The organism is Pseudomonas sp. GT1P32, assembly GCF_054897805.1.
The window spans coordinates 526,469-542,834 of sequence record NZ_CM142704.1 but is presented as its reverse complement, the minus strand read 5'-3'; the positions used below and the strand labels follow the sequence as shown (position 1 = coordinate 542,834).

The following is a 16,366-nucleotide window of genomic DNA, read 5'->3' as shown; positions in this document are numbered from 1 at the left end:
CGGCCAGGGATGGCCGATGGCGGCGGGCCCACGGAGCAGGACCGGAGCGAGGGCATGCCGAGCATTAGCGAGGCACCGAACGAAAGGGGCAAGAGCCCTTGGTTACTTGGGGCTCTTCCAAGTGACTCGCCGTAAGGGCGAAACCAATAGCAGCCGAAACCAAAGAAACGGATATGTACCCCATCCCAAAAAAAACCAAACCTCCATCCGCCCTGTTTACTCGCTCCGAACACGCCCGGCCTGCACCGCCAACAAAGCAACCGATGATCGCAATCCCCGCTGCCCGTCCCCCCGCGCTCCTACGCTAAAAGAGGAACATCAGCGTTTCCTTTTCCCAAGGAGGCCGTCATGAACGATGAATTCAGAAGTCATGGCGCGGCGCTGGACGATGAAGGCCTGGCCAATGCGCTGGACCTGGCCAAAGTCAGTGCTGCGCAACTCTGGGCGGTTTTAGCAGTAGAAACCTCCGGCAACGGATTCTTCACCGATCGCCGCCCGAAAATCCTGTATGAGCGTCACGTTTTCAGCCGGCTCACCCAACGCCGGTTCGACGCCCAACACCCCGACATCAGCAACAAACAACCCGGCAACTACGGTGCATCGGAGGGGCATCAATACGACCGATTGAAACTGGCCATGAACCTGGACAGGGACGCCGCTTTGCAAAGTGCTTCATGGGGACTGGGCCAGACGATGGGGTTCAATTTCCGGCAAACGAACTCGGCGGATGTCGAGGCGATGGTCAAACAGATGGTAGCCGGCGAAAACCAACAGTTGCTGTGCGCCATTGGCGAACTGATCGAAGGCGGCTCGGTAAAACCCCTGCGCGCCAAGGACTGGGCCAACTTTGCCCGGATCTACAACGGCCCCAATTACGCCATCAACAACTACGACTTGCGGCTCAGCGCCGCGTATCAGAAGTTCTCCTATGGCGGCACGCCAGACCTGAGGATCCGCATGGCGCAGGCCTATTTGACCTACCTCGGCTGGCATCCCGGCCCTGTCGACGGCATCGTCGGCAAACGGACCCGGGACGCGATGAATCTGTTTCAGGCGCAGGAGCATCTGGACATCACCACGGTGCTTGACGACCAGACGCTGGCGCACCTGTGCAACCGGGTCGAAGCGCTACCGCTCTGACTCAACGGCCCATCGGGGATTGCAGCCGCGCGTGCAGCAATCCCTTGACCGTGCGCATCACCGCCGCGTTCGCCTCCTCCATCTGCCCCACGTGCTTGAGCGCCTCTTCCAGCTCGCCCCGGCCATGGGCATCCAGCGCGGCCTGACCGCTGCTGTGAACCAGCCGATGCGGCACTTCCATCCGCCGAAAATCGGCGTCGCGCTGCTGGTTGCGGTTCTGATCGCTGTAATACCACTGACCGAACAGGCACTCGGTTTCGTCGGGCAGGATCAGCGGTGAATGCGGCTTGGGATTGAGCAGGCGGTCGTACACCGTGACCTTGAGCGTCAACTCTTGCAGGTTGGCCAGCTCGACATCCGACAGCAGGTGCGACTGGTCGATTTCGCGCTGCATCTGCTGCGCCTCGTCGTACATGCCGGCCATCGCCTCGGCGGTTTTGTCGATTACCGCGCCGAAGGCGTTGGAGACTTGGCTCTGTTGCGAAATCGCCTGTTTGACCTGGCTGATTTCCTGTTGGATGGCCGAGGTTTCCTTGACGATTTCCCGGGTGGCTTCGGCCGTCTTTTCCGCCAGCAGCCGCACTTCACCGGCCACCACCGCGAAGCCGCGTCCGGTGTCCCCGGCACGGGCAGCCTCGATGGCCGCGTTGAGTGCCAGCAGATTGGTCTTGCGGGCGATGTCGCTGATCAGGTCGACGATGCGGTCGATCTCGCTGGCGCGCCCCACCAGATGGGTGATCACGTCTTCCAGCGCGTCCAGGCCCGCGGCCATGACTCGCGATTGTTCCTGCAGGTGGCTGACCTGCTCGCGGTTGTCGATGGCCGCGCGGGCGACGGTTTCCGCTCGTTGGTGATTGAGTTTGAGACGCTGGTTGAGCATCGAGAACGATTCGCTGACCGGCGACAGCGAATTGCCGCAGATCAGCAGGTGTTGCGCCAGGCCACGGAAAAAATCGCGGTCGCGCAACTCGGCCTTACGCGCTTCCATTTGGGTTTCATCGACGCCTGCCGTGACTGGCTGCGAGATCACCTGCAAGGCCGGATCGACGTTGTACTCGGTGGTTTTCCTGCGCCACGTGAAATTCATCGTCATTCCCCTACGCCCCGACGCACTGCGTCAAAGGCGCGGACAATACGAATGATCAATGCTGGATAAAAGATCCAATCCGACGAAAAAAACCCAGACCAGCGATCAGAACACCGACCAGCCAATCCGCTGGCTCAGCAGTTCCAGCGCGGCCATGCCCGCCAGTGAGTTACCGGCAGCGTTGAGTTCCGGCGACCAGACGCACACCGTGAACTGCCCCGGCACCACCGCGACGATCCCGCCGCCCACGCCGCTCTTGCCGGGCAAACCAACGCGATAGGCGAAGTTGCCTGCCTCGTCGTAGAGGCCGCTGGTGGCCATGATGGAATTGACTTGCTGGGTCTGGCGGGCGCTGAGGATCTGTTCGCCGCTGTGCTTGCAGAAGCCGTCGTTGGCCAGGAAGCAGAACGCCCGGGCCAGGTCCACGCAGCTCATGCGCAGGGCGCAATGGCTGAAGTAGCTGCGCAGCACCGCTTCGACATCGTTGTGAAAGTTGCCGAAGGATTGCATCAGGTACGCCATGGCGGCGTTGCGCGCCCGGTGCTGGTATTCGGACTCGGCGACCTTGCCGTCCACCATGACTTGCGGATTACCCGACAGGCGCCGGACGAAATCGCGCATCGACAAGGCCGGTGCGGCGAAGCGCGACTGGTTGATGTCGCAGATCACCAGTGCACCGGCGTTGATGAACGGATTGCGCGGGCGCCCGCGCTCGAATTCCAGCTGCACCAGCGAGTTGAACGGCTGCCCGGAAGGCTCGTGACCAAGGCGCTGCCAGATGGCTTCGCCGGAGTGCTCGATGGCCTGCACCAGGCTGAATACCTTGGAAATACTCTGCACCGAGAACGGCGTGTGGGCGTCACCGGCGCAAAACAGCTCGCCGTCATTGCCATACACGGCGATGCCCAGTTGATTGGCCGGCACGGTGCCGAGGGCAGGAATGTAGTCAGCCACCTTGCCCTGACCGATCAGGGGCCGAACTGCGTCAAGGATCTCGTTCAACAGCGCTTGCATGCCGGGTTCCGAAGTCTCGCCCCAAGGGATTGCGGGGACACTGACGCTAGACGCTGGTGGTCAGCAGCGGATCACAGTTGTGAATTGGAATACCCCTGTAGGAGCCGGCTTGCTGGCGATAGCGGTGGGTCAGTCGACACATTTATCGCCTGAACGGACGCCATCGCCGGCAAGCCGGCTCCTACAGGAATTTGTGTAGGCCAAGAAAATTTCGAGGGTTACGTATCAGAGTGTGTACAGCCCTGCCCTTGACACACCCCGGCCATAAAACCCCACCCCAACGACACATCGCAGATACACCCGATTGATGAAATGTGCCTGTCGATTGGCTCAGCCGATCAAAGCGCTCAACTCACTCAATGCTACGGAGTATCACCATGTTCAAGCTCTCGACTTCTTCCCTGACCCTCGGCCTGATCATCGCAGGCGGCCTGGCCCTGTCCAACGTCGCGTCGGCCTCCGAGTCCGAAGCGTTCAGCATGAAACAGCTGGCCCACGGCTACAGCCAGGCCCACGCCGACACCGACACCGCGGAAAAACCGGCGGAAGGCAAATGCGGCGAAGGCAAGTGCGGCGCCGGCGAGTAACCCTTGCGCGGGGCCACGAGCCCCGCATCCCTGACTGAACGGAGACCACGTCCATGAACTCTGCAATCTCGTCGGCCGTGAAAGGCCTGCACCTGAATCTCGACCGTGCCGGTAGCTGGCTCGCCCCATTGACCCTGCGGTTGTTCATTGCCTGGGAATTTTTCGAGTCAGGCCTGGAAAAATGGAATGGCGAAAACTGGTTCGCCGACATTCAGGATCGCTTCCCGTTTCCCTTCGACCAGATACCGGCGACGCTGAACTGGGAACTGTCGATGTGGGCCGAGCTGCTTTGCGCCCTCGCCATCCTCGTCGGCTTTGGCACACGGATTTCGGCCATCGCCTTGATCGTAGTCACCATTGTTGCGACGGCCGCCGTCCACTGGCCGGCCGATTGGTCTACATTGAGTGAGCTTGCTCAGGGTTACGCCATCAGCAACAAGGGCCACGGCAACTTCAAACTGCCGCTGATTTACCTCGCCGCCCTGATGCCGCTGTTGCTCTCGGGTGCCGGCAAGCTCAGTCTCGATACGTTGTTGGCTCGCTTCTTCTGGCGTCGCAACCACCGCTGAGGCGCCAGCGTTTCGATAACGTACCTGCCACTCCCAATAGAACAGGAGCAATCGCCATGAGTCTCACTCTCTACGGTTTTGACGGCAGTACTTATGTGCGCACAGTGAAGATGTTGCTGGTGGAAAAAGACGCGGACTTCGAGCAGGTGCAGGTCAACGTGATCAAAGGGGAACCGCACCTGCCGGAGCATCTGGTGCGTCACCCGTTCGGCAAGGTGCCCGTCGTCGACCACGACGGCTTTCGGGTGATCGAAACCGGCGCGATCATTGCCTACCTGGACGAAGTCCTGCCCGGCCCGTCAATCACCCCGGACAACGCCCACGACCGTGCGCGCACTCACATGGCCCAGGGCATTTATGATTCCTACGGTTATGGCGCGCTGGTCTCGGTGTTCGGCTACCATCTGTTTCCCGACTTCATTGGCGGGCAGAATGAGGATTCGCGCCGCCAAGGCATCGAGAATTCGAAACGAGTGCTGCGCGAGTTGATGAAGATTAAAGGCACCGATCCCTATATCGCCGGCCTTGAACCGAGCATCGGCGACTTCTACCTGGCACCGGGTTGCGCCTACATCGCGATGACCCCGGATGCGCCGCAGGTATTTGCCGTGGACGGCTTCAACAGTTGGTGGAAACGGATGCAGGGGCTGACGAGCTTCAAAGCCACACAGCCGCAGTAAGCTACCCCCTCAACTCACTTGCGAAGACAGGAGCCACCATGAGCGTGACCACCCAATGGATCGAGATCGACAGCGCTGAAGGTAAATTCGGCGCTTACCTGGCGATTCCGCATACCCAGAAAGGCCCGGGGATTGTGCTGATCCAGGAAATCTTCGGTGTGAATGAACACATCCGCTCGGTCGCCGAGCAATATGCCGCCGACGGCTACCTGGTGATCGCACCGGACCTGTTCTGGCGCAGCGGCCCGCGCATCGAACTGACCTACGACGAAGCCGGCTGGAAACGCGCCGTCGAATTGATGAACGCCACCGACGTCGGCAAAGCGCAGAAAGACATCGAGCTGGCCATCGACGCCCTGAAAGCACAACCAGGTCTGGATGGCGGCATTGCCTCTATCGGCTACTGCTTCGGCGGCTTGCTCTCCTACCACACCGCTGCCAATGGGCTGGTGGACGTGGCGATCGCCTACTACGGCGGCGGCATCCAGAACCAACTGGACCGCGCCGACGAAATCGAAGTGCCGCTACTGATGCACTTCGGCGAACAGGACAGCCACATCCCGCTGGAAGCCGTGGAGAAAATCGCCGAGCGTTTCGACACCAACGACAACGTGGAAATCGTGGTTTACCCGGAAGCCGAGCATGGTTTCAACTGCTCGCATCGCGACAGCTACAACCAGCGCGCAGCGGCTGAAGCCCATGGCAATACCCTGATCTTTTTGGGCATGGAACTCTAAGACCGACATGCTTTAGGTAGGAGCCCGGGTTGCTGGTGATGGCAATTTCAATGACGCCATCGCCAGCAAGCCGGCTCCTACAAATCTCGGGTGTGTACGGGATCGTGGGTTCACACAAAACCTGTAGGAGCCTGGCTTGCTGGCGATGGCGATTTCAAAGACGCCTTCGCCGGCAAGCCGTGCTCCTACGGATCTCGGGTGTGTTCGGGATCGCAGGCTCACGCAAAACCTGTAGGAGCCTGGCTTGCCGGCGATGGCGATTTCAAAGACGCCATCGCCAGCAAGCCGTGCTCCTACAGATCTCGGGTGTGTTTGGGGTCGCAGGCTCACGCAAAACCTGTAGGAGCCGGCTTGCTGGCGATGGCGATTTCAACGACGCCTTCGCCGGCAAGCCGTGCTCCTACAGATTTCGGGTGTGTTCGGGGTCGCGGGTTGACGCAAAACCTGTAGGAGCCTGGCTTGCTGGCGATGGCGATTTCAAAGACGCCTTCGCCGGCAAGCCGTGCTCCTACGGATCTCGGGGGTGTTCGGGGTCGCAGGCTCACGCAAAACCTGTAGGAGCCGGCTTGCTGGCGATGGCGATTTCAAAGACGCCTTCGCCGGCAAGCCGTGCTCCTACGGATCTCGGGTGTGTTCGGGATCGCGGGTTGACGCAAAACCTGTAGGAGCCGGCTTGCCGGCGATGGCATTTTCACTGACGCCTTCGCCGGCAAGCCGTGCTCCTACAGGTGAAGCGTTTACCGCTTGATCGTCATGACTTCCATAATCACAACTCTTCCGCTTGCGTAGCGACGGCCAGCTTCGGCTGCGCGTTGCGCTCGTGCACATGGCGATGCGGTGTGCGGTCGATGTTCAGGCTGAGGATTTCCGGACGGCTGTAGTGGCCGCGCCCATCCATCTGACGTTTGCGCACTTCGATCTGGAACAAGTCGATGTCGGCAATGACTTCGCCTTCACCTTCGGTCAATGCGCCGACGACTTCACCTTGCGGATCGATGATCGCGGTGTAGCAACCGCCGGAGATCGGACCAATGCCGCAACCGGTGTCAGCCATGATTTGCGCCTGCTGTTCCGGGTACAACCAGGCCGTCGAGTTCACCACAAAGCACGCCGATTCCAGTGCGTGCATGCGGATGCTGACTTCCATCTGGCGGGTGAACCGCTCACCGGCGAACGAACCGGGGTACATCGAGGCGTGAATCTGTTCGCCATCCTCGATCAAGGCATAACGCGCCAGCGGGTTGTAGTGTTCCCAGCAAGCCAGTTGACCAATGCGGCCAACGGCGCTGTCGGTGGCGCGCAGGCCGGAACCATCGCCCATGCCCCAGATCATCCGCTCGTGATAGGTCGGCGAAATCTTGCGACGGGCCTGAATCAGGGTGCCGTCCGCATCGAACAGCAATTGCGTGTTGTAGAGGGTACTGCCATCGCGCTCGTTGACGCCGATGGACACCACCATATTGGCGTCCTTGGCGGCTTTGCCGATGGCATCGGTGGTCGCGGAAGGCACGACGACGGCCTGATCGAGCAATTTATAGTGCTCGGAGCCCATTTCGAACGGCGCCTGCACAAAGGAAAAGTACGGGTAGTACGGCACGATGGTTTCCGGGAAAACGGCGAACTGCACGCCTTTCTCGCCGAGTTCACGGATCTTGTTGACGACCTTTTCTACAGTGCCTTCACGGCTGTAGAGCACAGGTGCGATCTGGACGGCAGCGGCTTTGACGATGGTCATGGCGGTGATCTCAGTGGGGAATGGGCTTCAACGAGATCGAGATTACGACAATAATATTTTGTCTCAAATGCCAAATACACCACCTTTTAAGCCATGCAAGTGACTTACCGACGATGGCGTTTTCGAAATCGCCATCGCCAGCAAGCTGGCTACTACAGATCGAGGGGATGTATGGATTCGAGATTCACACCCAATCCTGTAGGAGCCGGCTTGCCGGCGATGGCGATTCCGAAAACGCTATCGCCAGCAAGCCGGCTCCTACGGGTCGTGGAATGTTCAGAATTGTGGGTCCACGCAAGTCAACCTCGATTCGCACGCTGGATGACTTGCGGCGGTTGCCCAAAAGCGCGAATAAACGCCCGGCGCATCCGCTCGCGATCACCAAAACCGGTCTCTGTCGCCACCACATCGATGGCGTGTCGGCCGGTTTCCATCATCAGGCGCGCGGCCTCCACCCGCAGGTTTTCAATCGCCTTGGCTGGAGACTGACCGGTTTCGGCCTGGAAGACGCGACTGAACTGTCGCGGGCTGAGGTTGGCGGCACTGGCCAGTTCCTCGACCGATAACTCGGACTTCAAATGCTGCTTGGCATAGGTCAACGCGGCTTGAATGCGGTCAGTCTTGGGCTCGAGTTCAAGCATCACCGAAAACTGCGACTGCCCGCCCGCGCGCCGGTGGTACACCACCAATTGCCGGGCCACCCGCCGCGCCACTTCTGCACCGAGGTCACTTTCCACCAGGGCCAATGCAAGATCGACACAGGCACTCATGCCAGCTGCGGTCCAGACGTTGCCGTCGTTGATGAAGATCCGGTCCTCCTCCACCTTCACCTTCGGGTAGGCCCGTTGCAGCGCCGGTGCATGGCACCAATGCGTGGTCGCTCGCCGGCCATCGAGCAGACCGGCTTCGGCCAGCGCGATGGCACCGGTGCAGATCGAGCCGACCCGGCGGCAGGTCTGACTGGCGCTGCGCAGAAACGCCACCATGCCCGATGAAACCGGACGGATCAGGTTATCGCCCATCACCAGCAGCGTGTCGAACGAACGCTCGTCGAACGCTGTGGTTTCCACGCCGAAGCCGGCGGAGGTCTGCACCGTCCCGCCGTGTTCCGACAACAAGGTGAGGCTGTACACCGGCTCGTCGGCGGCGCCGTTGGCCATTTCGAACGCTGCGCACATGGCCAGGCCCAGCACCTGGAATTCGGGGTAAACGATGAGGCCGATCTTGTGCATGACGCCTGTTTCCTGATGACCGTAAAGGAGGCCTTATAGCTTTTAAGGCCATCGAATTTGCACTGTACGCCCTAATCAGGTCTATACCTAACGGAAAGCCGTTGGCCGACAACACGAGGCGCAGGCCGTGGACACCAAGGGTTCTGGCATCAATCTGGGGTTCTGGCTGCCCGGCAGCGCGGTCATTCTCAGCCTGGTGGTGTCGATGTTCGCGCTCAACCGCGAACCCTTCCTTGAACCGCGGCCCATCGGTGCGCAATTCCAGGCGCAACTGCCCATCGAGGCACGGCTCTGGCAGGACCCTTTCGATGCGGTCGAGCGCTACCGCAAAAAACTCACGGGCAGCAAGAACCCGGATGCCGAGAAGGTCTGCAGCCCGGACCTGTCGCCCCTGGCCGGAGAAAACACGGCACCCGACCTCATGGTCGCGCTGGTCGAAGGCGGGCCGTATGCCGACGAAGTCGAACGCCGGCGACGCATTCGTTATGCGCTGCTGGCAGGATTCAAGAATTCCCACCGCGTGCCCGATCAGGAGCAGTACATCCATTGCCTGAGACTCGCCGCCAACCTGTCGCTCGAAGCCCCGCAAAAAAACGCATTCGTCGACGCCCCCTATGAGATTTTCGTCTCCAACCCTTTCGATCCGCCGACGTCACTTGAAGGGGCCGCGCCGCCACCCGAACGCACGATCGTGTTCTGGCTGAAACAGGACGCGCTCGGCTCAAATCCGCTGCAACAGCTGGAAACCCTGCGCGCCAGCCTGAAAAGCAAAGTCGCGGCAGCGTGTTCGCCAACGCCATGTGCCGAGCCCCCCGGCGATGCCGTACTGAAGGTCATCGGCCCCTCGACCTCAACCGTGCTGCGCGACATGTTCCAGGACCAGGACATTGGCAAAGCCACACCGACCGTGGAGATCTACTCACCGCTGGCGACGGCCGATAACGAGACACTGGATCGCGGCTACCGGAAACGTTCGCCACCGCTGGAAACCAGAGCATCGATGAAGTTGCTGCGCACCGTCAGCGACGACGGCACCATGACGCAACTGCTGCTCGACGAGCTGAAATTGCGCCGCGTGGACCCGGCCACCGGCGTTCGTTGCACTGAAGGCAAGCTGCGGCGAATCGGCTCGCCCTGCACGCGCGACCTGCGCCGCAGCGGCAATCGCATTGCGCTGATTTCCGAGTGGGACAGTTTCTACAGCCGTGCGCTGATCGAAAGCTTCAAGGCGCAGGTAGCCAACGATGCTCGCCTGGGCCACGACGAAAAGAACCAGCGGGACGTGGTCGATCAGTGGATTCTACGTTTCAGCTATCTGCGTGGTCTCGACGGGCGCCTGCCCGAGGAGTCGGCGAGCAACGATAAACCGCCAGCAGCGATGCCGCTAAAAACAACGCGAGCGCCAACACGATCGATCTCAGCCCGCTGGAAAAATCCGACGGCAACTCCCAGCTCGATTACCTGCGGCGCCTCGCCGATCACATCGCCAACGAAGACGCGGCCTATCGACGCAACGGCGAAAGCGGCATCGGCGCGATTGGCGTACTGGGCGTCGATGCCTACGACAAGCTGCTGGTGTTGCAGGCACTGAAGAGCCGGATGCCGTACAAGCTGTATTTTTCCACCGACCTCGACGCCCGCATGCTGCAACGGGGCCAGGCGCAAACCACGCGCAACCTGATCCTGGCCGCGCCTTACGGGCTGACGCTGACCCGCGCCTTGCAACAAGACGTGCCACCGTTTCGCGACAGCCTGCAAAGTGCGGTGTTCATCTCCGTGCTGGCCGCACTGGCGCCGCAATCCTTCGACGCCAAACGGGCGAAGTTCGACTATTCAAAATCGGAGCTGCTGTCGCCGGGTATTTATGAAGTCGGCATCAGCGGCTTCATTCCCTTGGCGAGCCGGCTGACCGCCTCGCGCCCGGCCACCTGCGAGGCGCCGACACAATCGCAATCCGATCGCGGCGTGCGCCCGCACGATCTGATGGCGCTGCGCTGCCTCCAGGATCCGACGCCACCGCCCTACCCCGAGCCCTCAAAATCCATCCGCGAGCGTTTCAAGCAAGCCCAATCATTTTTCTGGGCCGGGCCGCTGACGATCACCCTGCTGATCCTCGCCGGGTTCATCGTCTGGTGGCGCATCGAAGGCCCGCGAGATGATCACGACACACGACTGGCCTGGGTGCGAGGCGTACCCATCACGCTGTACATGGTGGCGGCGGCCTGCGCTTTTATCGCCACGCGGTTCTGGCACGCGGAGTTCCTCTGGTTCACCTTCGTGCTGATCCTGCTGGGAATCGTCTCGTCAAACCTGCTCCGACGCTCTGCCAGGCAACTGGCGTTCGCCAAGGAAGCGCCCGGCAACCTGAGCACCGGTCTCGACTCCCGAGCGTGGTACATCGTGGTGCCGTTGGTGATGTTTATCCTCGCGCTGATGCTGGCGTACCAGATGCGCGCCACGTTGACCGAAAACGGCCTCGGCGAACCGATGTTCCTGTTCGAGGGCATCAGTGCCTGGCCAACCGTGGCCCTGCGCTTGCTGGCCGTGCTGATTTCCCTGTCGGCGCTGGCATGGGGCTGGCGCAACCTGCGCATCAACCGGGCCGAGATCGAAACCGCGTTCCACTTGCACCTGCACATGCGCAAATACGAAATGACCTTGTGGGGACAGTTCCGACGCCTGATTCGCCGTAGCAAAGGCTGGACATTTCGCCGCTGGTGCAACGAGCTGGGGCATTGCCTGCTGCTGATTTTTTTCCCGCTGCTGAGCGCCAGCGAAGAATGGTCCAAGACCTGCAAACCCGCTCAAGCCGCGTGCACGGACGGGCGCAAGATGATTTCCATTGCGCGCTTCTGGGGTGAGCACTGCGTCTGCGGATCGTTTGGCGCGCGAATGTTGCGGGCGATTCTGGCCACGTGGCTGTACGTCGTGGTGACCAGCGTGTTGTTTGTCATCTGGCCCATGGAAGGCACGCCGGTGCGCGGTGAATCGGCGTGGTGGATGTGGAGCTGGCTGATTCCGACCCTGGTGTTCCAGACCCTGGTGTTCTGGGTGGTCGACGCCAATCTGTTGCTGACGCGATTTATCCGCCACCTCAGCGAGCATCACGCGATCTGGCCCGGCAGCTTGCAGCTGCAGCACAAGAAAATCTTCGGCACCCTCAAGCATCCCTGCATCGACGAGTGGGTGGATTTACAGCTGATCGCCAAACGCACCTCGGCGGTCAATCGCCTCATCTACGCACCAACGGTGGTGATGTTGATTCTGCTGGCCTCGCGCAGCAGCCTGTTCGACAACTGGCCGACGCCGCCGGGCCTGATGATTTCCTACCTGCTGACGGCACTGGTGTTGCTCACCTCCGCGCTGTCACTGCGCCGTGCCGCCGAAAAGGCCCGCACGGTGGCCCTGCAACGACTCGACGCCTACCTGCTGGAAAACGCCGAAGCAACGCCGGGCTACGGCAAATTCAAAATGATTCGCGAACGGGTCGCCACGCTCAACACCGGTTCGTTCTCGCGCTACGCCGAAGACCCGCTGATCCGTGCGCTGCTGCTTTCACTCACCGGTATCGGCGGCTCGGCCGTGGTCGATGCGTTGAACTATGCGAAGTTCTGAAGGGATCGCGGCTGGCACTCAGTGCCGGGACATCAACCCATGCAGTACACCGAACCGCAAACCGGGCTCGGACGGTGTCATGTGCGAGACGCCGAAGACTTTGAACGCTGCCAGCATCAGCACCAGTCCGCCGGGCAGGATGCTCAGGCGGTGACTTTGCAGGCCCGCGAGTCTGAGTTGATTGACGTGCCCCACTTCCAGCAGGCGCAACGACAGGCGCAACAGGCCGCTGTAGGTAATGCCGCTCTGGCCTTCGTCATTCAAACCGTTGGCCTTGAGCACTTTGGCGAGCATCCGTGCGGTGCCTGATGAGCCGATCACTTGCTGCCAGCCCAGCGAGCGATAACGGCGCGCCACGCGTTCGAATTGCAGGGTGGCGACACGCTCGGCTTCCAGCAGCGCCGGAGCCGTGATGCGCCCTCCTTGAAAATAACGCGCACCAAAGGTGCCGCTGCCGATGGCAATGCTTTCGGTCAACAGCGGCTGCGCGCCCTGCCCGAGGATCAATTCCGTGGAGCCGCCACCGACGTCGATCACCAGCCGTTTGCGTTCCGTACCTGGAACTGTGTGGGCCACACCGGCGTAAACCAGCCGCGCTTCTTCATGCCCGGAGATCACATCGATGCGGAATCCCAGATGCCGCTCTGCGCTGGCCAGGAACAATTGGGCATTGTCGGCTTCACGCACGGCGCTGGTCGCCACCGCCCGCACACGACCGGGCTCAAAGCCGCGTAACTTTTTGCCGAATCGCGCGAGTGCCTGCCATCCGCGGTCCAGTGCCATTTCGTCCAGCGCACCGCCCTGAAAACCCTCAGCCAGACGCACTGGCTCGCGCAGGGTTTTCACCTCCTGGATCACCAGTTGCTGATTCCGCTTGACCGACTGGCCGATCATCATGCGAAACGCATTGGAACCCAGGTCGATGGCCGCAAACAGGGAGGCATCTCCTTTCATTGAGGTATTCCTTGCAAATTCATCTGTCAGCAGACCCAGGCCCACTGAACGTTCAAGACGGTTTGCAAGAATTTTTACATGGGTTCGATGACATCCAGATGACATCGCTAATGGGCCTCTCCACCCTTGGGCTTATAGAAGAGAAACATGCTGGTCTCGGTGGTCTTGATGTATTTGCTGGCCCAATCGGGGTTCACGTTGCGGTCGTGAAAATACATCGCGCCGTTGGTGCGGTCGTTGAGCTGCTTGTTGAGCGCCTTGCGCGCGATTTCCTTGGCGATCGTGTATTGGGTTTCTTCCTGGACCTGATCGGAACGCCCGTCACACCACCAGGAAAACTGGCAGCTCTTGGTTTCAGAACCTTGTTTGACCACCGCGCACACCGTGTCCGGAAAGCCCTCATGGCCCAGGCGATTCATCACCACGCTGGCCACGGCTTCCATGTCGGCGGAGGATTTGCCCTTGGCTTCCCAATAAATGGAGCGCGCCAGACAGGTGATTGCATCGTCCAGCGGCGACGCGCCTGCCGGGTCGACCGCCTGCACTTCGGAGGTGGTAATCGCTTCGGACTTGGGCACCGGCACATCGGCACCCTTCTCCGCCGCTTTCTGTTCCAGCACTTCGGCCTTGTTTTCGGCCACTTCCTTTTTTTGTTCCTGTTCAGCCGCCGATGCCTGGCCGCCGAGTAGCGTGATTGCAAAGCAGGTTGCTATCCAGATCAAGCGCATGATCGACCCTTCTGAGTGGACTGGATTCAAGCATCAAACTGTCGACGCTGAGCGCCCGTGGCCAGCGACATCGCTTGATTGTAGTTGCCCGTTTTCATTTCGACAGACAGCCGACAACCTGTATTTCAGTGTGAAAAGGCATTGCGCTCACGGGGGTGAAATCGCGCATCATGGGCGCAGTCCGAACAAGGGAGATTTCCATGCGTGTCCTGCCACCCGTTTTGCGTCTTGCCACGTTGTCGCTGGGGCTGTTGTTCGCCGTGAATGCGCTGGCGGCCGACGAGAAACAACTGATCGACTCGATCAACGATTACCGCAGTCAGGTGCAACGTTGCGCGGGCCAGGTTTCGTCAGAACTGCCACCGCTGGCGGGTGACCCACGGCTGGCGTTGTCCGCCACCAGCATCGGCAATCTGCAACAGGCCATGGTCGCGGCGAATTATCCGATGAAGAATGTGCAGGCGATCAGCCTGTCCGGGCCGCGTGATGCGGCGGCGGCGATGAAAGCGATCCAGGAGAGCTTTTGCCAGATCGTGCTCGACCCGCAATTCGTCGACATCGGCGTGAGCCGCCAGGACCGTGAATGGCGCATCGTGCTCGCGCGGCCGCTGTTGAGCGCGAAACTGGGCAACTCGCAGGCCGAAGGCCAGAAGCTGCTGGCCGAACTCAACGTCGCCCGCAGCCGTCCACGTCAGTGCGGCACCCAATCCTTTGCCGCCGCCACGCCGCTGACCTGGAACGCCATATTGTCGACAGCGGCCGAGGAGCATTCCCGGTCCATGGCCAACAACAATTACTTCGATCACAAGGACCGCGACGGTCGCACGCCGGGTGACCGGGCAGAACTGGCGGGTTACAGCGGCCAGCAGATCGGCGAGAACATCGCGGCCGGGCAAGACAGCGTGCGCAAGGTCGTCGATGGCTGGGTCGCCAGCCCCGGCCACTGCGCGAACCTGATGAACCCGCAGTTCCAGGAGTTGGGCGCGGCGTATGCGGTGGACCCGAAGAGCGATTCGGGGATTTACTGGACAGTGATGTTTGGTTCGCCGTAAACGCCCGCCGACAAACGCAAAAACCCGGACCGCCATGACGGCGTCCGGGTTGTTTTTTTCAAGTCAGTGCGCGCTCATTCCCGCCGCATGCATCAACAATCGTAATGCCCCCGCCACGACGCCCAGCGCCAACACACTACCGAACCAGATCAGCACCAGCCAGCCGAGGCGCCGATACCAGCGTGCGGGTTCTGGTTGACGCGAATTAATGATAGCCATCGCCGATCCTCACTTTGCCGCGGAACACGTAGTAACTCCAGACGGTGTACATCAGGATGATCGGCAGGATGAACAAGGCCCCGATCAGGATGAACAACTGGCTGGTGGGTGGTGATGCCGCGGCCCAGAGGTTGATGGAGGGCGGCACGATGTTCGGCCAGATGCTGAACGCCAATCCGATGTAACCCAGGAACACCAGCGCCAAGGTAAAAACGAAGGGCCAGTGGGTGTGGCGCTGACGCAAAGTACTTAGCAGGCCGAAGAACGCGAGCGCGGCCAACAACGCCAAGCCGCCAAACACCACCAGATGGGCGTGGGCAAACCAGCGCGTCGCGATGTCCGGGTGCAGGATCGGTGTCCAGACACAGATCACGCCGATCACCGCCAACAGCAGCCAGGCCAACGGACGCGTGAACAGGCGCATCCGCGATTCGAGCATGCCTTCGGTCTTGACCAGCAACCAGGTGCTGCCCAACAACGCGTAAGCGACGATCAACCCCACCCCGCAGAACAACGGAAACGGTGCCAGCCAGTCCAGCGTGCCACCGGCGAACTGCCGATCGACCACCGGGATGCCGACGATGTAAGCACCGATCACCACGCCTTGGGCAAAGGTCGCCAATAGCGAACCGCCGATAAACGCCAGATCCCAGATGTGACGCTTTTGCGGGCTGGCCTTGAAGCGGAACTCAAACGCGACACCGCGAAAGATCAGCCCGCACAGCATCAATATCAGCGGCAGGTACAGCGCTTCCAGAATCACCGAATACGCCAGCGGAAACGCGCCATACAGCGCCGCGCCACCCAGCACCAGCCAGGTTTCATTGCCATCCCAGACCGGCGCCACGGTGTTCATCATCACATCGCGTTCCCGTGCATCCGGGATCAGCGGGAACAGGATGCCCAACCCCAGATCAAAGCCGTCCATGATCACGTACATCATCACGCCGAAGGCGATGATCACGCCCCAGATCAGCGAGAGGTCGATACCTTGAATACCCATGATTCAACTCCCCT

General features: G+C 60.8%; 16 protein-coding genes and 1 pseudogene. 8 read left to right on the top strand and 9 right to left on the bottom strand.

Going from position 1 to position 16,366, the window contains the following annotated elements; all coding sequences use genetic code 11:
• Positions 1–348 precede the first annotated feature (348 nt).
• Positions 349–1,140 (top strand): N-acetylmuramidase domain-containing protein, encoded by a 792-nt coding sequence (locus ACYZUC_RS02595; RefSeq protein WP_461993299.1) that lies wholly within the window; start codon positions 349–351, stop codon positions 1,138–1,140.
• Position 1,141: 1 nt separating this feature from the next.
• Here ACYZUC_RS02595 and ACYZUC_RS02590 read toward each other — a convergent pair whose 3' ends face one another.
• The 3 genes and pseudogenes from ACYZUC_RS02590 to glsB all read right to left on the bottom strand — a co-directional run bounded on the left by ACYZUC_RS02590 (position 1,142) and on the right by glsB (position 3,241).
• Positions 1,142–1,534, bottom strand: a complete 393-nt coding sequence (locus tag ACYZUC_RS02590) for a CZB domain-containing protein (RefSeq protein ID WP_461996805.1) — start codon at positions 1,532–1,534, stop codon at positions 1,142–1,144.
• Between the two features lie 33 nt (positions 1,535–1,567).
• A pseudogene (locus tag ACYZUC_RS02585) lies at positions 1,568–2,020 on the bottom strand (methyl-accepting chemotaxis protein); the annotation flags it as partial.
• Between the two features lie 312 nt (positions 2,021–2,332).
• Entirely contained in the window at positions 2,333–3,241 is a 909-nt protein-coding gene (glsB, locus tag ACYZUC_RS02580; protein ID WP_150636210.1) for a glutaminase B, read from the bottom strand.
• Between the two features lie 377 nt (positions 3,242–3,618).
• On the opposite strand from glsB, the gene ACYZUC_RS02575 reads away from it, so the two are divergent.
• Genes ACYZUC_RS02575 through ACYZUC_RS02560 form a run of 4 tightly spaced genes read left to right on the top strand, consistent with a single transcriptional unit; the run spans position 3,619 to position 5,814 of the window.
• A complete protein-coding gene (locus tag ACYZUC_RS02575; RefSeq protein WP_461993297.1) occupies positions 3,619–3,828 on the top strand; it encodes an HvfA family oxazolone/thioamide-modified RiPP metallophore in 210 nt (69 codons plus the stop codon).
• A gap of 53 nt (positions 3,829–3,881) precedes the next feature.
• Positions 3,882–4,397, top strand: coding sequence for an HvfX family Cu-binding RiPP maturation protein (locus tag ACYZUC_RS02570; protein WP_461993295.1), 516 nt, complete (start codon positions 3,882–3,884; stop codon positions 4,395–4,397).
• Between the two features lie 56 nt (positions 4,398–4,453).
• Entirely contained in the window at positions 4,454–5,077 is a 624-nt protein-coding gene (locus tag ACYZUC_RS02565; RefSeq protein WP_461993293.1) for a glutathione S-transferase family protein, read from the top strand.
• 38 nt (positions 5,078–5,115) lie between these two features.
• A complete protein-coding gene (locus ACYZUC_RS02560; protein ID WP_461993291.1) occupies positions 5,116–5,814 on the top strand; it encodes a dienelactone hydrolase family protein in 699 nt (232 codons plus the stop codon).
• A gap of 766 nt (positions 5,815–6,580) precedes the next feature.
• On the opposite strand, the gene ACYZUC_RS02555 is transcribed toward ACYZUC_RS02560, so the two are convergent.
• On the bottom strand, positions 6,581–7,549 hold the full coding sequence (locus ACYZUC_RS02555) for a nitrilase-related carbon-nitrogen hydrolase (protein ID WP_461993289.1): 969 nt from the start codon (positions 7,547–7,549) through the stop codon (positions 6,581–6,583).
• Between the two features lie 299 nt (positions 7,550–7,848).
• Positions 7,849–8,781, bottom strand: a complete 933-nt coding sequence (locus ACYZUC_RS02550; RefSeq protein WP_461993288.1) for a GlxA family transcriptional regulator — start codon at positions 8,779–8,781, stop codon at positions 7,849–7,851.
• A 205-nt stretch (positions 8,782–8,986) separates the two neighbouring features.
• On the opposite strand from ACYZUC_RS02550, the gene ACYZUC_RS02545 reads away from it, so the two are divergent.
• Both ACYZUC_RS02545 and ACYZUC_RS02540 read left to right on the top strand, forming a co-directional pair.
• Positions 8,987–10,372 carry a hypothetical protein gene (locus tag ACYZUC_RS02545; protein ID WP_461993286.1) on the top strand — a complete coding sequence of 462 codons (1,386 nt, stop codon included), beginning with the start codon at positions 8,987–8,989 and terminating at the stop codon, positions 10,370–10,372.
• An 8-nt stretch (positions 10,373–10,380) separates the two neighbouring features.
• Positions 10,381–12,396 carry a hypothetical protein gene (locus tag ACYZUC_RS02540; RefSeq protein ID WP_461993285.1) on the top strand — a complete coding sequence of 672 codons (2,016 nt, stop codon included), beginning with the start codon at positions 10,381–10,383 and terminating at the stop codon, positions 12,394–12,396.
• A gap of 18 nt (positions 12,397–12,414) precedes the next feature.
• Here the strand turns inward: ACYZUC_RS02540 and ACYZUC_RS02535 are convergent, their stop codons facing one another.
• Together ACYZUC_RS02535 and ACYZUC_RS02530 are read right to left on the bottom strand one after the other, a co-directional pair.
• The gene (locus ACYZUC_RS02535; RefSeq protein ID WP_008024127.1) at positions 12,415–13,350 is read right to left on the bottom strand and encodes a Ppx/GppA phosphatase family protein; all 936 of its coding nucleotides are present in this window, start codon (positions 13,348–13,350) and stop codon (positions 12,415–12,417) included.
• A 107-nt stretch (positions 13,351–13,457) separates the two neighbouring features.
• A complete protein-coding gene (locus ACYZUC_RS02530; RefSeq protein WP_461993283.1) occupies positions 13,458–14,078 on the bottom strand; it encodes a cell wall hydrolase in 621 nt (206 codons plus the stop codon).
• Positions 14,079–14,278: 200 nt separating this feature from the next.
• On the opposite strand from ACYZUC_RS02530, the gene ACYZUC_RS02525 reads away from it, so the two are divergent.
• Positions 14,279–15,130: a CAP domain-containing protein gene (locus ACYZUC_RS02525; RefSeq protein WP_461993281.1), complete on the top strand. Its 852-nt coding sequence runs from the start codon at positions 14,279–14,281 to the stop codon at positions 15,128–15,130.
• A gap of 63 nt (positions 15,131–15,193) precedes the next feature.
• Here ACYZUC_RS02525 and ACYZUC_RS02520 read toward each other — a convergent pair whose 3' ends face one another.
• Both ACYZUC_RS02520 and cydB read right to left on the bottom strand, forming a co-directional pair.
• Positions 15,194–15,349 carry a DUF2474 domain-containing protein gene (locus ACYZUC_RS02520; RefSeq protein ID WP_461993279.1) on the bottom strand — a complete coding sequence of 52 codons (156 nt, stop codon included), beginning with the start codon at positions 15,347–15,349 and terminating at the stop codon, positions 15,194–15,196.
• On the bottom strand, positions 15,336–16,352 hold the full coding sequence (gene cydB, locus ACYZUC_RS02515) for a cytochrome d ubiquinol oxidase subunit II (protein WP_461993277.1): 1,017 nt from the start codon (positions 16,350–16,352) through the stop codon (positions 15,336–15,338). The genes ACYZUC_RS02520 and cydB overlap by 14 nt, the downstream gene beginning before the upstream one ends.
• Positions 16,353–16,366: the final 14 nt, after the last annotated feature.

Excerpts from the sequence above, each read along its gene's own strand:
- ACYZUC_RS02540 (WP_461993285.1), top strand. The coding sequence starts at position 10,381 with ATGCCGTACAAGCTGTATTTTTCCACCGACCTCGACGCCCGCATGCTG.
- ACYZUC_RS02520 (WP_461993279.1), bottom strand. The coding sequence starts at position 15,349 with ATGGCTATCATTAATTCGCGTCAACCAGAACCCGCACGCTGGTATCGG.
- ACYZUC_RS02590 (WP_461996805.1), bottom strand. The coding sequence starts at position 1,534 with ATGCAGCGCGAAATCGACCAGTCGCACCTGCTGTCGGATGTCGAGCTG.
- ACYZUC_RS02555 (WP_461993289.1), bottom strand. The coding sequence starts at position 7,549 with ATGACCATCGTCAAAGCCGCTGCCGTCCAGATCGCACCTGTGCTCTAC.
- ACYZUC_RS02545 (WP_461993286.1), top strand. The coding sequence starts at position 8,987 with ATGTTCGCGCTCAACCGCGAACCCTTCCTTGAACCGCGGCCCATCGGT.
- cydB (WP_461993277.1), bottom strand. The coding sequence starts at position 16,352 with ATGGGTATTCAAGGTATCGACCTCTCGCTGATCTGGGGCGTGATCATC.
- ACYZUC_RS02560 (WP_461993291.1), top strand. The coding sequence starts at position 5,116 with ATGAGCGTGACCACCCAATGGATCGAGATCGACAGCGCTGAAGGTAAA.
- ACYZUC_RS02565 (WP_461993293.1), top strand. The coding sequence starts at position 4,454 with ATGAGTCTCACTCTCTACGGTTTTGACGGCAGTACTTATGTGCGCACA.
- glsB (WP_150636210.1), bottom strand. The coding sequence starts at position 3,241 with ATGCAAGCGCTGTTGAACGAGATCCTTGACGCAGTTCGGCCCCTGATC.
- ACYZUC_RS02595 (WP_461993299.1), top strand. The coding sequence starts at position 349 with ATGAACGATGAATTCAGAAGTCATGGCGCGGCGCTGGACGATGAAGGC.
- ACYZUC_RS02530 (WP_461993283.1), bottom strand. The coding sequence starts at position 14,078 with ATGCGCTTGATCTGGATAGCAACCTGCTTTGCAATCACGCTACTCGGC.
- ACYZUC_RS02575 (WP_461993297.1), top strand. The coding sequence starts at position 3,619 with ATGTTCAAGCTCTCGACTTCTTCCCTGACCCTCGGCCTGATCATCGCA.
- ACYZUC_RS02535 (WP_008024127.1), bottom strand. The coding sequence starts at position 13,350 with ATGAAAGGAGATGCCTCCCTGTTTGCGGCCATCGACCTGGGTTCCAAT.
- ACYZUC_RS02570 (WP_461993295.1), top strand. The coding sequence starts at position 3,882 with ATGAACTCTGCAATCTCGTCGGCCGTGAAAGGCCTGCACCTGAATCTC.
- ACYZUC_RS02550 (WP_461993288.1), bottom strand. The coding sequence starts at position 8,781 with ATGCACAAGATCGGCCTCATCGTTTACCCCGAATTCCAGGTGCTGGGC.
- ACYZUC_RS02525 (WP_461993281.1), top strand. The coding sequence starts at position 14,279 with ATGCGTGTCCTGCCACCCGTTTTGCGTCTTGCCACGTTGTCGCTGGGG.